Annotated in this window: 11 protein-coding genes; 4 read left to right on the forward strand and 7 right to left on the reverse strand. The window is 61.1% G+C overall.

What is annotated here, in order from left to right; translation table 11 throughout:
- Window positions 1-8: 8 nt before the first annotated feature.
- From WH265_RS15640 to WH265_RS15670, 7 genes are all read right to left on the reverse strand, one after another.
- Complete coding sequence (locus WH265_RS15640) at window positions 9-791, reverse strand: HAD-IIB family hydrolase (RefSeq protein WP_339558877.1); 783 nt, start codon at window positions 789-791, stop codon at window positions 9-11.
- A 60-nt stretch (window positions 792-851) separates the two neighbouring features.
- Window positions 852-1,259, reverse strand: a complete 408-nt coding sequence (locus tag WH265_RS15645) for a GtrA family protein (RefSeq protein WP_339558878.1) — start codon at window positions 1,257-1,259, stop codon at window positions 852-854.
- The gene (locus tag WH265_RS15650) at window positions 1,259-2,236 is read right to left on the reverse strand and encodes a glycosyltransferase family 2 protein (protein WP_339558879.1); all 978 of its coding nucleotides are present in this window, start codon (window positions 2,234-2,236) and stop codon (window positions 1,259-1,261) included. The genes WH265_RS15645 and WH265_RS15650 overlap by 1 nt, the downstream gene beginning before the upstream one ends.
- A gap of 23 nt (window positions 2,237-2,259) precedes the next feature.
- A complete protein-coding gene (locus tag WH265_RS15655; RefSeq protein WP_339558880.1) occupies window positions 2,260-4,017 on the reverse strand; it encodes a hypothetical protein in 1,758 nt (585 codons plus the stop codon).
- Between the two features lie 44 nt (window positions 4,018-4,061).
- Window positions 4,062-5,066, reverse strand: coding sequence for an acyltransferase family protein (locus WH265_RS15660; protein ID WP_339558881.1), 1,005 nt, complete (start codon window positions 5,064-5,066; stop codon window positions 4,062-4,064).
- 253 nt (window positions 5,067-5,319) lie between these two features.
- Window positions 5,320-7,428 (reverse strand): DUF7657 domain-containing protein, encoded by a 2,109-nt coding sequence (locus tag WH265_RS15665; RefSeq protein ID WP_339558882.1) that lies wholly within the window; start codon window positions 7,426-7,428, stop codon window positions 5,320-5,322.
- 570 nt (window positions 7,429-7,998) lie between these two features.
- Window positions 7,999-9,624 carry a peptide chain release factor 3 gene (locus WH265_RS15670; protein WP_116926707.1) on the reverse strand — a complete coding sequence of 542 codons (1,626 nt, stop codon included), beginning with the start codon at window positions 9,622-9,624 and terminating at the stop codon, window positions 7,999-8,001.
- A 353-nt stretch (window positions 9,625-9,977) separates the two neighbouring features.
- Here WH265_RS15670 and kdpF point away from each other — a divergent pair, with 353 nt between their 5' ends.
- The 4 genes from kdpF to kdpB all read left to right on the forward strand — a co-directional run bounded on the left by kdpF (window position 9,978) and on the right by kdpB (window position 14,768).
- Window positions 9,978-10,073 carry a K(+)-transporting ATPase subunit F gene (gene kdpF, locus WH265_RS15675; RefSeq protein WP_027010947.1) on the forward strand — a complete coding sequence of 32 codons (96 nt, stop codon included), beginning with the start codon at window positions 9,978-9,980 and terminating at the stop codon, window positions 10,071-10,073.
- Window positions 10,074-10,195: 122 nt separating this feature from the next.
- Window positions 10,196-11,905 (forward strand): potassium-transporting ATPase subunit KdpA, encoded by a 1,710-nt coding sequence (gene kdpA, locus WH265_RS15680; protein ID WP_339558883.1) that lies wholly within the window; start codon window positions 10,196-10,198, stop codon window positions 11,903-11,905.
- Window positions 11,906-11,985: 80 nt separating this feature from the next.
- The gene (gene kdpC / locus WH265_RS15685) at window positions 11,986-12,684 is read left to right on the forward strand and encodes a potassium-transporting ATPase subunit KdpC (protein ID WP_339558884.1); all 699 of its coding nucleotides are present in this window, start codon (window positions 11,986-11,988) and stop codon (window positions 12,682-12,684) included.
- Complete coding sequence (kdpB, locus tag WH265_RS15690) at window positions 12,681-14,768, forward strand: potassium-transporting ATPase subunit KdpB (RefSeq protein ID WP_339558885.1); 2,088 nt, start codon at window positions 12,681-12,683, stop codon at window positions 14,766-14,768. Before kdpC ends, kdpB begins: the two co-directional genes overlap by 4 nt.
- Window positions 14,769-14,791 lie beyond the last annotated feature (23 nt).

The following is a 14,791-nucleotide window of genomic DNA, read 5'->3' on the forward strand; positions in this document are numbered from 1 at the left end:
CCAATCGTTTACTTCAGCGCGCAGATGCGCTCGGCCAGCTCGATAAAGCCAGCGCCGCGCTCGCCGCGCGTCACATAGCGCGGCAGGTGCTGCAGCTGGGGCACAAAGCGCGCGATATTGGCCACGCCAAAGCTGTTATCAAAGTGCTGGAACATCAGCTGGTCGTTGGTGGAGTCGCCGATATAGCACCACTGGCCGATTTCCGCGTCGAGATCGCGCCCGAACAAGGTCTTGACGATCCAGCGTGCGCCTTCGAGCTTGTTGTGCCCGCCAAACCAGCCATTGATGTGGATGGAACTGACGGTGGCATTCATGCCGGCTGCCTGCATCAGCGCAACGCAACGGTCGATATCGGCCTGCGGCATCTGCGTGAACTCGCTGTGGTCCACGGCAATATCGCATTCGCGCCCGGCCGAATCGGTGGCGCGCTGCGCGCCCGGCACCGTCTGCTCGATCTGCGTGAGCACCGCCTGCATCTTGGCAAAGTTGGCTATGCGCGTGGCCTCATCCTGCTGGTAGAGCTTGTCCAGCCCGCCGCTGGCATTGCGGCGCAGCGCGACGGCACCGTTCTCGGCGACGATGGCATCCACCGGCCAGGCAGCGGCAAAAGGCTTGCTCCAGCCCACCGGCCGGCCGGTGATGGGGATAACGGCCAGACCTTTGGCCTTGAGGGCAGCGATGGCCTGCACCACGTTGTCAGGGACGCTGCCTTCGGTGGTCAGGGTGTCGTCGATATCGGTCAGCAGGCCGAGGATGGGGGCAGTCGGCTGCCATTGGGTCAAAGCTAGCATAGAGAAGGGAACGGCGAGAGGTCAGCGTAAAAATGGGGCCAGTGCCTGGGTCAGTAGAACTCAGTTTTCAGCGCGCTGGCGGTACAACAACCGGGTCATGCTCAGGTAATTCACCGTCATCGCGACCAAGGTACCCGCAGCCACATACAGCATCAGCCATAGCGGGCCTTGGGGAAAGGTCCAGGCCAGCAACGAATAGACGGCAACGTTGACGGCACCGCCGCCCAGCATTAGACCCAGATAGCGCAGGTACTCGGCCAGCAAGCTGCCGTTGGCGCTGCGTCCCGCAAAGGAGATATTGCGGTTGATCAGCCAGGTCGTGGTGGCCGCCAGCCAGAACGACACGGCCCGCGCGGCATACACGCCCAGGGCATCCCGCAGCAAGGTCAACACCACGACATCAACGACAAAGGCAAGTGAGCCGGCAATCAGGAACCAGAGCACCGAGCGCTTGATCTTGAACTGCATCACTTGCTCGGCGTGTTGGCCACAGAAGCGAGATAAGCAATCTGCTTGATCTCGCGCCGCGTCAAGGTAATGGCTTGCAGGATCAGACCGGTGACAAAGGACACCCCGCCGCAGACGACCATGGCGGACACCAGGCCCAAGGTCGGAAAGCGCCGCACCATGCCCGTGTGGCTGTACTCCATCACGATGGGGATGGCCAGTGCAATGGCGACCAGCGCCAGTGCAGCACCCAGCCAGCCAAAGAACTGCAAAGGCTTTTCGCTGACCACCAGGCGGCCGATGGTCTTGAGGATGCGCCAACCGTCGCGGTAGGTGGACAGCTTGCTGGCCGAGCCCTCGGGCCGGGCGCCGTAAGGCGTATCGACCTCGGTGCAAGGCATGCGCAGCTCCAGCGCATGGACATTCAGCTCGGTCTCGATCTCGAAGCCCTGCGAATGTGCAGGGAAGGATTTGACATAGCGGCGCGAAAACACCCGGTAGCCCGAGAGCATGTCGCGAAAGCTGCCGCCAAAGATTTGCTGCACCGTGCCGGTCAACAGCTTGTTGCCCCAGCGATGGCCTGGCCGGTAGGTGACGCCGGTATCGCCGGGCTCAGGCTCCGCTTCGACACGTGCACCCACCACCATGTCCAACTGCTGGTCAATCAGCATGTCGATGAGCTTGCGTGCCGATGGCGCATGGTAGGTTGCATCCCCATCGGCCATCACATAGATATCGGCATCCACATCGGCAAACATGCGGCGCACGACATTGCCTTTGCCCTTGAGATGGACATTGCGCAGATGTGCGCCCACTTCAACAGCGATCTCGGCGGTGCGGTCCGTCGAGAGATTGTTGAAGATGTAAATCTCAGCCTCTGGCAAGGCCTGGCGAAAGCCTTCCACCACGGGGCGCACCGTCAGCTCTTCGTTGTGGCAGGGGAGGATGACGGCGATGCGCTGGTTGCGGTAGAGATTGGCCGGTTGTTGTGCAGTCATTTTTCAGTATTCTTCTCAATCATTCAGGCAGTTGCCGCATTGTGCCTGCTGTTTTTACGGCCCTTGAGACGCTGGGCCATGCACCAGGCCACGATGACCGGGAATGCAAGCGAAAGGGGCACGGCAGGGTACAGGTAGAGGATGTAGTTGCTGGGGATGGATGTCGCTTCCAGAAAGCCGAGCAGTGCCACGCGGGTGACCAGCGCTGCTGCCAGGCATGTTGCCAGCATCCAGGCCATATCAGGCAGGCGCCTTTTGGCCAACAGTGCCACAGACCATAGGAGCCAGAACGCGAATGCCAAGGGCAGTGCTACCGCCGACGCTTTGCTCATGGCGGTGGCGATGCCTTGTGCAAGCTGAAGCCGGAACGTGTCACGGGGCGATGTCAGGTCCACCGCCAGTGGCTCTGGGTCGGTCGTGGGGGCGATTGGGCCATTGGTCACCACTTCGAACAGCCTCAGGTGCAGGGGCTCGCCTATGCTGTGATAAGTCTTGAGCTGGGCCTGGTCCAGCGTGGCAAGCGTCCAAAAGACCTCGCCGGATGCCTTGATGGCATCGAGCGCGTAGCCTTCGTGCCATGGTGGCACCATGGTGGCACGGGCTGGAAGACAGTCTCCAGGACGCTGGCGGCAGCCGGCATCGATTTCCGAGGCCAGTCTGCGGTAGAACGCCCTTGCGTCCCTGGCTGTCTCATAGTGCCCGTTGGCAGCAACCGCACGGCGCAGCGCCCACATGAACCAGCCCGAGAGAATTTCTGGGCAGGGCGAGGTCTGCGTCTGCGCGCAGCCGCCTTGGCGCCAGAACTCGCCACCATCACCCTCGAAATAAGGCTTCAGCTCATGTGCGGCTTCACTCATCGCATAGGCGCGCTCACGGGCATCCTTGGGAAATGGGACATAACGCTGCCAATGGTCGTGGCGAATACGCGTGAGTGCGCCATAGCCAGCCAGAAAGTCGTTCGAGCGAAAATCGTTGTTGCGAAAGACCCCATATACCGCGTAATTGGTGGTGTTGACGGCCGCGACCATGACCGTGGCCACCACAATGGGCAGTGCAGCAAACGCCAATGCAGGCTTCCAATGGCGCAGCAGCACTGAGTGCTGCGTCCATAGCCAATAGGCCAGCAGCAATGACAGTGCGGGCAGCAGCCATACGCCTTCCTCACGCGTCAGCCAGAACCAGCCGCCGACCAGACCCATGGCCAGCAGAGAGCGCCATTGCATACGCAGTTGCTCGCCCGGCAAAGCCTTTGCAGCTGCGGCTACCCAGCAACGCAGCCCCAAGGTCAGCAGCAACAGGGTCTGCGAGACATAGATACCTTCGCGCATTACCCGGCCGCCCGATTGTTCCAACCAGGCTGTGGGCTGAAAGGCCATCACCGTAAACAGCACCAACGTAAGCAACCGCGAGCGGGTCATCTGACCCACCGTATGCACAAAGAAAGCGGCGGATGCCAGATACAGCGCGTGCTCCGTGAACTTCAAAGGCAGTGCCGTCGCATGGTTGAGCAGCAGGAACAGCGGGTAGCCGACGCCTTTGGCATGGGTCAGCTCGTTGTATTTGCCCAACCAATTGCCCATCCCGATTTCTGCGGCCAGACGTACAAACAGCAGGTCATCATGTGCAGCCCAGCCCACGGCCAATATAGGAAAGGCCATACGCAGCCAGAGGGACAGCGCGCTGACGACTGCAATCCACCCCCAGTAAGAGAGGGGTGAATACCATCCAGATTTTTCAGCAAAGGAGGTCGTAGAGGAATCAGGGGACTGAACTGTTTGCATGGGCGCGGTGCTACTCACAAGGTCTCGGGGGCATAGCACGGGGCTCAGGAGAGCTTTCGGCCAAGGGCGATGAATTTCTTCTCGATCAATTCGTAAATCACATTGGAGACGATGAATATTGTCAAGTACCCCAAGGCGATAGAGATATTCCCCAGCGGTCCACTGAATTTTTGCGCAAAAAATATAATGATGGGGAAATGAACGAGGTAGATCGAATATGAGATTTTCCCGATGCGTGGAAGAATCTTGTCTTGTGTGGGTGGTGCTCTCAACACCTTGATCAACAAGGCGCCAAGGCCAATGCCAGTCAGGAAGATGGGTGATGGGAGCTTTCCTTGGTATACCCCAATCAAAAGCAGGAGCGCAATGATGGTCGCATTGATGAGGGTTTCACTGATCCGAAAGAAAAAGTCCTTATAAAAATAAATGCAACCGCCAAATATAAAAAAGAACATTTGTGCAGGAAAGGCATTGTTGATGATGATTCCCACCTGGCCCGGATCCGCCGGGTTTTGCAGTGATGCGAAAGCATCGGCGAACCAGGCATTGAAATAGCCTTGTGCGGCAAAGTAGCTCCAGCAGGTCGATATCACGACGCTGGCCAGTAGCCACCACAGCGCCCAGCGTGCTCTGCCAAGTATGAAGAGGGGAGCAATAACGTACCAGATCAGTTCAACGGTCAACGTCCAGGTGACATGCAGCACATCATAGGCAATCAACGCTTTTGGCGAGAGCTGTTGAAGGTTGACGATATTCAGAAAGAATGCAGTCCAGTCCTGGTTGGATTTCAAGTAGATACCAGCAGGTATTGCAAATAGCAGGTAGGTGAACCAATAGGCCGGGAAGATTCTGAATAAGCGATGGATCACATATTTTTTGAGGTCGCTCCTGCAAGCGCTTTCCGTGATCAAGAATCCACTGATGATGAAGAAAAGCTCTACGCCCAGAAGACCGCCATAATCACCAATGAAGGGGATGCTGAATCCCGTTACTGCTTTGGTATGGTGCGCCACAACGCCTATCACCGCAATGGCACGCAGTGCATCCATGTTGACCAAGTGTGTCTCTTTGCTGTTTGTTATTGCTTGCATGAATCCCTGTATTTCAATATCTGAAATATTTCATATCTGAAATTTTCATCAGCGATGCCTGATGCTCTTGCAAAAATACCAACTGAATGAACAGTGCAGCGCGACCGAACCGCTGCCGGTATTGGCGGCTCATTCTATCAAGTGAAATATCACAATCTGAAAAACGCTGGAAGGTGCAGCACGCTTTTCAGGCCAGCGCCAGTGTTGGCAATCATGGAGTTTCTGGTTGACACATGGGCAAGCCGGCTGGATTGTTGAGCAGTTTTCGTTCACCCGTGCGTTTGTCCAGCGATATCAGGGTGATGCACTGGGGCGGCGAGGCATCTGCATGCGGGATCATGACTTTAAAGCCATTGAGCGCTGAGATTCTCTGTTGGGTGTTCAACGGCAGGTCAGAGCGAACCATGGGTGTCAGCTCCACCACATCTTCGGTGGGTGGCCGAGTCATGATCTCCAGTCCATGCGCATCGGGGTCACTGGTCCAGCCAGCCCAACCATGCAGCACCAAGGCGTTGGGGTATTGCTTATTGAGGTCGAAGCCTCCTTCTTGCGGAAGGCCTTCGGGGAAGCGGGTCACCACATCAGCATGGGCGACCTTGAGAAAACGGTCCATGGGCACCTGCACGCCATCGGTTTGCTGGAGGCGTGGGCCGGGCATTAGATCTGGAGACACATGCGCGTAGCGGTTGAAGATCAGGTTGCGCTCTTGTGCTGGAATATCTGCAAAGTGCTGGTCCCAAAATGCCATCGGTGGCACGGCATTTGTATGGCTGAGGGAGCGAAACCCCAGGCCATTGGCTGTTGCCGCATGCAGGTGCGGGAATACCAGAACGCCATCGTTTTTCTTTTCTTGCTCTTGCAAGTATTTGACCACTGCATTGGGTTGGAGGTTGAAGATGGGCCAGGCTGACTGCAAAGGGTTGAAGCGCCCAAACAGAACCGCTCCAAACACCAGGGAGGCCAGCGCCAACGCTTCATGGCTCTGAACTTTGCGCTTGCGTGCAAGCAAGTACAGCACGATCAGCGGAAACAGAAAAAACAGATCTTCGGCCCGCTTGGGTCCTAGCGGATGCTTGAAGATCCACCAGCCCGCGACGACGAAGGCGCTGAGTGCAAGCAATCGGCCAAGCGATAAGGCCAAACCCAGCACATTGGCTGCGTACAAAACGATGATCGTCAACAGCACGCCGCTTGCATACTGCATGCGTGCTGGCTCCACGTGGTCCCAGAGCAGTACTTTGCCAAATACGGAAGGGATCGGCAGAACCATCCAGACAAACTGCACCATGAACCCTGCGAGCAATACAAGGAACATTCTGCGCTTGCTGGTATCCCTCCACAGCAAACCAATATTGCGGTAATCGAGAAAGAACAGCACAGCGACGTAGTAGTACATCCCCACGGTTCCGATCTCGCTCATGTTGAGGCCAATCAGGCTGTTGTACACCCAGCTGAAATTGACCGACGGAAAGATCCACGAGAGCATGAAGCGATCGCTGACCCCTCCGCCCATGGAGTGACGGCTTCCAGGATAAATGGTGGCACTGGTGGCAGAAAGATAGTCATAGAGATACAGCCCTGCCGTGCCGGCGGCCAAGGCTGCGGCAAGGGCCACCCAGACAAGGGTGCGAGGCTGAAAGAGTCGGGGCTTGCCGGCGACCAATAGCACCAGACCCACAAAGGCGAGTGAAATTTGAACGGGGGGGTAGAAGTTGGTCAGCAGCCAGAAGACTGCCGCGTAATAAAACCAGATGAGCTGCCAGTGCAAGCGTAAATTCAGCCAAAAGGGCATGATGACCCATGGGAATATCGCAATGATCGGGCCTTTCTCATTCCACCAAAACTGGCTGAATCCAGTGAAATATAGGCCAAACGACAGCAGCATAGCCGTGGTATTGCTGGCGCCAAATTGTCTGAAGAGGAAGGCGTAGCCGGTGATGAAGAGTGCAAAAATGGCAAACCAGTGGAATGAATACGCATACGCCGGGTTCACCAGCCCGTAGAGCCACATCGTGGGCTTGAATGCCATGCCCCAGTCTGCGATGGGTAGGCCATAGTTGATGCGCAAGTCTTCTTGGTAGAGCGAAGTTTTGTTATAGCGCTCGAAATGATTGCGCACGGTCGCTTGCGTCAGCGGCGTTACCACGGCCCACTCATCCGCACGGATGGATCTCGCCTTACCGAGTGTGGGCTCAATATCCTGGTAACCGTAGTGCGTCTTCAGTGTGAATGCATAAGAGGACGGCGACCAGGTGTTGCCGATGTACACCAAGGCAGCTACCAGCCATAAACCCAAACAAGCCCAACGCCAGCTGCTCATTCGCATCAAAATCCCCCAGAAAAATCACGGCCTCAAACGATACGGATGCATCGCGCGGTCAAGCTGTAATCATTAAAAATATTGCAAAAGCGCAGGCTGATACACCACAGCCGGAGGCAGTCCGGTGTGCGTCCTCGGGGCGTCAAAGCCCTATTTCTGAGTGAATGCTGCAGCCACTGTGCTGCCAGATTCTAGTGGTCACCGTGACGCCGAGATGCCAATACATCGCTGCATTGGTCACAAAATGACTCACCGGGGGGAGCCTGCAGGCGTATTAGGAAGAGCCATGCATCCCACGTTGCAGGAGAAAATGGTGACAGCACGGGCCACCCCCGGCCAAAGGAAAAGCCACGATGGGCCATGGCTGCATGCAAGGGCCCATGTGGTGGCAAAGATCTGCTATCTGTTGCATATTCGTCGCATTCACCCCAGATTCAGCAAAGACTCGCTTTGATCTGCGGCAATCGCTTGTGCATCGATCACTGCCAGTCCATGTGGCAGTCGCCATGCTCCTCTCCTGGAGACGCCCGGAATGAGGAGACAGGTCTGCCAGGCTACTGGCTTGATGCGTCAAGAGGTCTGCAATTCCAACCCCGCATGCTCGCGCAGCGGATGGAAGTGGATCTTCGGAAAACGCTCCTGCGCCAGGCGCACGTCATAGGGGCTGGTGCACAGATACGCCAGGGTATTGGCCGCGTCATGCGCCAGGCGCAGCGGGTAGGCGTGTTCAAACTCGCGCAGCTCGGCGGGGGTATCGGCGGTGATCCAGCGGGCGCCGGTGTACTGGCAGCCTTCCAGGCGCACTTCGCAGTCGTACTCGGTCTTCAGGCGGTGCTGCACCACTTCAAACTGCAGCTGGCCCACGGCGCCCAGCAGCATATTGCCGCCGGCATCAGGCTTGAAGACCTGGATGGCGCCTTCTTCGCCCAGCTGCATCAGACCTTGCTGCAACTGCTTGGTGCGCAGCGGGTTCTTCAGCACCACGGTCATAAACATTTCTGGCGCGAAGAACGGCAGGCCGGTGAACTGCAGGTTGGGCCCATCGGTGATGGTGTCGCCCAGCTGCACGCCGCCGTGCGTGGTAAAGCCGATGATGTCGCCGGCATAGGCCTCGTCCACCGCTTCGCGGCGCTGGCTCATGAAGGTCACCACGCTGGTGGGACGCAGCTCCTTGGCGGTGCGCTGCACCTTCATCTTCATGCCGGGGGTGTACTTGCCCGAGGCCACGCGCACAAAGGCGATGCGGTCGCGGTGGTTGCTGTCCATGTTGGCCTGCACCTTGAACACCACGCCCGAGAAGCTGCTGTCTTCCGGGTGGATGGTTTTTTCTTCGCGGTTGCGGTTGACCTCGGTGTAGGCGATGCGCGGGCCGGGCGGTGGCGACATGTCCACCACGGCGTCGAGCACTTCCATCACACCGAAGTTGTTCACACCGGAGCCGAAGAACACCGGGGTCAGCTTGCCGGCCAGGAAGTCGGCATGGTTCCATTCGGCAGAGGCGCCCTGGGCCAGTTCCATCGAATCGAGCGCATCGTCAAAGGCCTGGCCAAAGCGGCTGCGCAGCTTGTCGGCCTCGCTCAGCGGGATGACTTCAAAATCCTTGGGGCCGCGGTCGCTGCCTGGCGCGAACACGGTCATGCTTTGGGTCAGCAGGTTGATGATGCCGCCAAAGCTCTTGCCCTGGCCCACGGGCCAGGTGATGGGGCAGCAGGGCATGCCCAGCTCGCGCTCGACCTCATCCATGATGTCCAGCGGATCGCGCACTTCGCGGTCCATCTTGTTGACGAAGGTGATGATGGGCGTATCGCGCTGGCGGCAGACCTCGATCAGGCGGCGGGTCTGCGATTCCACACCGTTGGCCGCATCAATCACCATCAGCGCCGAGTCCACGGCGGTCAGCACCCGGTAGGTGTCCTCCGAGAAGTCCTTGTGGCCGGGGGTGTCGAGCAGGTTGATGACATGGTCGCGGTAGCTCATCTGCATCACCGACGAGGCCACCGAAATACCGCGCTGCTTTTCAATCTCCATCCAGTCCGAGGTGGCGTGGCGCGAGGCCTTGCGGCCCTTCACCGCGCCCGCGATCTGGATCGCACCGGAGAACAGCAGCAGCTTTTCGGTCAGGGTGGTCTTACCCGCGTCCGGGTGGGAGATGATCGCAAAGGTGCGGCGGCGTTGGGTTTCGGGAGCGTAGGACACAGTACGGAAGAGCAAAGGGCGCAGACCCGGGACTGGGCTGCCAAAAAACAAAGCCAGCAGGTGCTGGCTGGGACTGCGGGCATTTTAACGGAAAGCGTTTTACCCGGGCTTGGGCAGGCAGGGCGCCAGCGCCTTTGCCCAGGCCGCCGCAGCGGCACAGCCGCGTCACCCGGGCTTAGCCACCCCTTCTCTCGGCCATCTTGATGCCATCTTGATATCCCGCCGCGCATTCTCAGCGCCTGCTTGATGCGCGCAAACCTACATTGGCTCCACTGCAGGCGTTTTGCCTGTGCAACACCACGCTGCGCGGGGCCGAATTGGGCGGCCTGGCTGCAGTGTATGAGGAGAAGACCATGTGGATCCATGGAGTGGAGGTGCTGGCCGCGCTGGTCAGTGCTGCGCTGTTTGTCTATCTGGGTTACGCGCTGCTGCGGCCCGAAAAATTCTGAAAAAAGGGGAGAGGGCCATGTACATGCTGCAAGACCTGGTATTCGTCGCACTCACGCTGGCCTGTTTTGTCGGCCTGCTGGGCTTTGTTCGCGCCTTGGTGCGCATCTGAACGGGGGCTGACATGGGTTTAGTCTGGATCGAATATGCCGCCTTTGTGGCGGTGCTGGTGCTGCTCACCATCCCTATGGGATGGTGGCTGGCACGCTGCTTTACCAGCCCGCACGACAGCCGGCTGGAGCGCTGGACCTACGCCGCCATCGGCGTGGATCCGCAAGAGCGCATGGGCTGGCAGCGCTATGGCGCGGTGCTGGTGCTCAGCAATGGCCTGCTGATGCTGCTGGGCTACCTGCTGCTGCGGCTGCAGGGTTTGCTGCCGCTCAACCCGCTGCAGAATGCCGCGCAGACGCCGGATCTGGCGTTCAACACCGCCGCCTCCTTCATCACCAACACCAACTGGCAGGCCTATGCGGGCGAAAGCAGCCTGAGCAATGCCACGCAGATGGTTGTGATCACCGGCCTGATGTTTGCTGGCTCGGCCGCCGGCCTGGCAGCCGCGGCCGGTTTTGTGCGTGGGCTGGCCCGTGCAGGCAGCCAGGACATTGGCAACTACTGGGTGGACTTTGTGCGCATGCTCTGGCGCGTGCTGCTGCCGCTGTCGCTGCTGCTGGCGCTGGTCTATGTCTGGCAAGGCGTGCCCCAAACCCTGGGCACCGAGGTGCTGGCCCACAGCATCGATGGCGGCCGCATCCAGCAGCTGCTGATGGGGCCGGTCGCCAGCCTGGAGAGCATCAAGCACCTGGGCACGAATGGCGGCGGCTTCTTCAGCATGAATGCGGCCCATCCTTTTGAGAACCCCACGCCGCTCACCAATATGCTGCACATCCTGGCGATGCTGCTGATCCCGGCGGGCATGACCTATGCGCTGGGCGCCATGCTGCTCAAGCGGCGCCAGGGCTGGGTGTTCTTTGGGGCGAGCCTGGTCATCTTCCTGGGCTTTCTGGCCCTGGTCTGGACGGGCGAGCAAAACGGCAGCAGCCTGCTGGCCCGCGCCGGTGCCGACCAGCAATGGAGCGCCACCCAAGCGGGCGGCAATATGGAAGGCAAGGAGCTGCGCTTTGGCATCACCGATACCGCCTTGTTTGTGACGGCCACCACGGCGGCCACCACCGGCTCGGTCAACGCCATGCATGACTCGCTCACCCCGCTGGGCAGCATCACGCCCCTGGCGCTGATGATGCTCAACTGCGTGTTTGGCGGCGATGGCGTGGGCCTCATCAACCTGCTGCAGTACGCCATCCTGACGGTGTTCCTGGCCGGGATGATGATCGGGCGCACACCTGAGTTCCTGGGCAAGAAGATCGAGGTGCGCGAGATCAAGCTGGTGATGCTCTCCGTGCTGGCCCACCCGGCCTGCATTCTGGGCTGGACGGCGCTGGCCATGCTCTGGCCGGGCGCTGCCGACAGCCTGAACAACCGGGGCCCGCATGGCTTCTCAGAAATCTTGTACGCCTATGCCTCGGCCACCGCCAACAACGGCTCGGCCTTTGCGGGCCTCAATGCCAACACGCCCTTCTTCAACACCACCATCGGCCTGGCGATGCTGATGGGCCGCTACCTGACCTTGCTGCCGCTGCTGGCTGTGGCCGGCAGCATGGCCAGCAAGGCCAGCGTGCCCGCCGGTGCCGGCACCTTCCCCACTGCCACGCCGCTGTTCACTGGATTGCTGGTGTTTGTGGTGCTGGTTGTCGGTGGCCTCACCTTTCTGCCAGCGCTGGCACTGGGCCCGGTCGTCGAGCACCTGCAGATGCTGGCGGGGCAGCTCTACCCATGAGCCCCCACCTTTTGAACCGAACTTGCAACTGATGTGAAGCGAACCGGGGCACGGCCAGGCCGTGCCCGCAGGAGAAAACCATGACAAGCCTTGATTCCGATAAACGCCTGCCCGCGCTGCCTGCGCAGCAGGCCGCCGCCCCCGCCGCCGCAGGCTGGGGCCGCACCTTGGGCAGCAGTGCCCGCGCCGCCGTGCTGGTGCTGCTGCTCTGCGGCGTGGCCTACCCGCTGGCGACCACGGGCGTCGCCCAGGCGCTGCTGCCCCATGCCGCCAATGGCTCGCTGGTGCTGCGCAATGGCCAGATCGTGGGCTCGGTCCTGATCGGCCAGTACTTTGACAGCGCCCGCTACTTCCATGGCCGGCCCAGCGCCACGACGGCACCCGACCCCAAGCAGGACGGGGCCAGCATCGCTGCGCCCTACAACGCCGGCTTGTCCGGCGCCAGCAACCAGGGCGTCAGCAGCCAGGGGCTGGCCGATAGCGTGGCCGAGCGCGTGGCGCAGTACCGCAGTACCAATGGCCTGGCGGCCGATGCCGCCGTGCCGGTTGATGCGGTCACCGCATCGGCATCGGGCCTGGATCCGCATATCTCGGTCGCCAATGCCCAGCTGCAGCTGGCCCGCGTGGCGCGCGAGCGGCAATTGCCCCCCGCCCAGGTGCAGCAGTTGCTGGACCAGGCCACGCAGCAGCGCACCGGCTACCTGCTTGGTGAGCCGCGCGTGAACGTGCTGGCGCTCAATATGGCGCTGGATGCTCTGCCAACCCGGAGCCAACCATGAACACGAAAAAACGGACGGCATCCGCTGGCCTCGGCGATCTGGCGCTGCTGCAGGCCGCCGCCTGGGATGCACTGCGCAAACTCTCGCCCCGCCTGCAATGGACCAACCCGGTCATGTTTGTGGTCTACCTGGGTGCCTGGCTCACCAGCCTGCTGTGGCTGCAAGCGCTGTTCATGGCGCAGGAGGGCAGCGGTTTTACGTTGGCCATTGCCGGCTGGCTGTGGTTCACCGTGCTGTTTGCCAACTTTGCCGAGGCGCTGGCCGAAGGCCGCAGCCGCGCCCAGGCCGCCAGCCTGCGCGGCATGAAGCGCGACACGGTCGCCAAGGTGCTGCAGCAAGCGCAGCATGGCGCCGCCTGGACGGCCCAGCCCGCCAGCAGCCTGAGCAAGGGCACGTTCTTGCTGGTGGAGGCGGGCGATGTGATTGCGCTCGACGGCACCGTGGTCGAAGGCGTGGCCTCGGTCGATGAGAGCGCCATCACCGGCGAATCGGCCCCTGTGGTGCGCGAGGCCGGTGGCGATTTCTCGTCGGTCACCGGTGGCACGCGCGTGCTGTCCGACTGGCTGGTGGTCGAGGTCACGGTGAACCCGGGCGAGTCGTTTCTGGACCGCATGATCTCCATGGTCGAATCGGCCAAGCGCCAGAAGACCCCCAACGAGCTGGCGCTGGGCATCTTGCTGGTGGGGCTCACCTTGGTGTTCCTGATGGTCATCGTCACGCTCTGGCCGTTCTCGGTGTTTGCGGTGGCGCAATCGGGCAGCGGCAGCGCCGTCAGCGTGGCCGTGCTGGTGGCGCTGCTGGTTTGCCTGATCCCGACCACCATCGGCGGCTTGCTGTCTGCGATCGGCGTGGCCGGCATGGGGCGCATGATGCAGGCCAATGTGATTGCCACCTCGGGCCGCGCGGTGGAGGCCGCAGGCGATGTGGATGTGCTGCTGCTGGACAAGACCGGCACCATCACCTTGGGCAACCGCCAGGCGAGCGAATTCTTGCCAGCGCCTGGCGTGAGCGCCGCGCAGCTGGCCGAAGCCGCTCAGCTGTCGTCGCTGGCCGATGACACCCCCGAAGGCCGCAGCGTGGTGGCACTGGCCCAGGAGCGCCATGGGCTGAGCCCCGCTGTGCTCGACCCCGCCCAGGCCCAGCCGGTGCCCTTTACCGCCCAGACCCGCATGAGCGGCCTGGACCTGGCTGGCGCCACAGGCCCGCGCAGCCTGCGCAAAGGCGCGGCCGATGCGCTGCGCCGCCATGTCGAGTCGCTGGGTGGGCAGTTTCCGCAGGCGGTGCAGCTGGCGGTGGAGAGCGTCTCGCGCAAGGGCAGCACGCCGCTGGTCGTCGCCGATGGTGCGCGGGTGCTGGGCGTGATTGAGCTCAAGGATGTCGTCAAACCCGGCATGCGCGAGCGCTTTGCACAGCTGCGCCGTATGGGTATCCAGACCGTGATGGTCACCGGCGACAACCCGCTGACCGCCGCTGCCATTGCCGCCGAGGCGGGGGTGGACGACTACCTGGCCGAGGCCCGGCCCGAGGACAAGCTGCAGCTGATCCGCAGCCACCAGGCCGCAGGCCGTTTGGTGGCGATGACGGGCGACGGCACCAACGATGCACCCGCACTGGCCCAGGCCGATGTGGCGGTCGCGATGAACAGCGGCACGCAGGCCGCCAAGGAAGCGGCCAACATGGTGGACCTGGACAGCAACCCCACCAAGCTCATCGAGGTGGTGGAGACCGGCAAGCAGATGCTGATGACGCGCGGCGCACTCACCACCTTCAGCATTGCCAACGATGTGGCCAAGTACTTTGCCATCATCCCGGCCGCCTTTGTCGCCACCTACCCGCAGCTGGCCTCGCTCAACATCATGGGCTTGCACAGCGCCGATTCCGCCATTCTGAGCGCCGTCATCTTCAACGCGCTGATCATCATCGCGCTGGTGCCGCTGGCCTTGCACGGCGTGCGCTACCGGGCGGTGGGCGCGGCTGCGTTGCTGCGCCGCAATCTGCTGGTCTACGGTCTGGGTGGTTTGCTGGTGCCGTTTGTGGGCATCAAGCTGATCGACATGCTGCTGACCGCAACAGGCCTGGTCTAAGCGCTTGCCCCACAATAGCGCCA

The sequence above is a fragment of the Comamonas sp. MYb396 genome, from assembly GCF_037479555.1.
Classification (GTDB): Bacteria; Pseudomonadota; Gammaproteobacteria; order Burkholderiales; family Burkholderiaceae_C; genus Comamonas.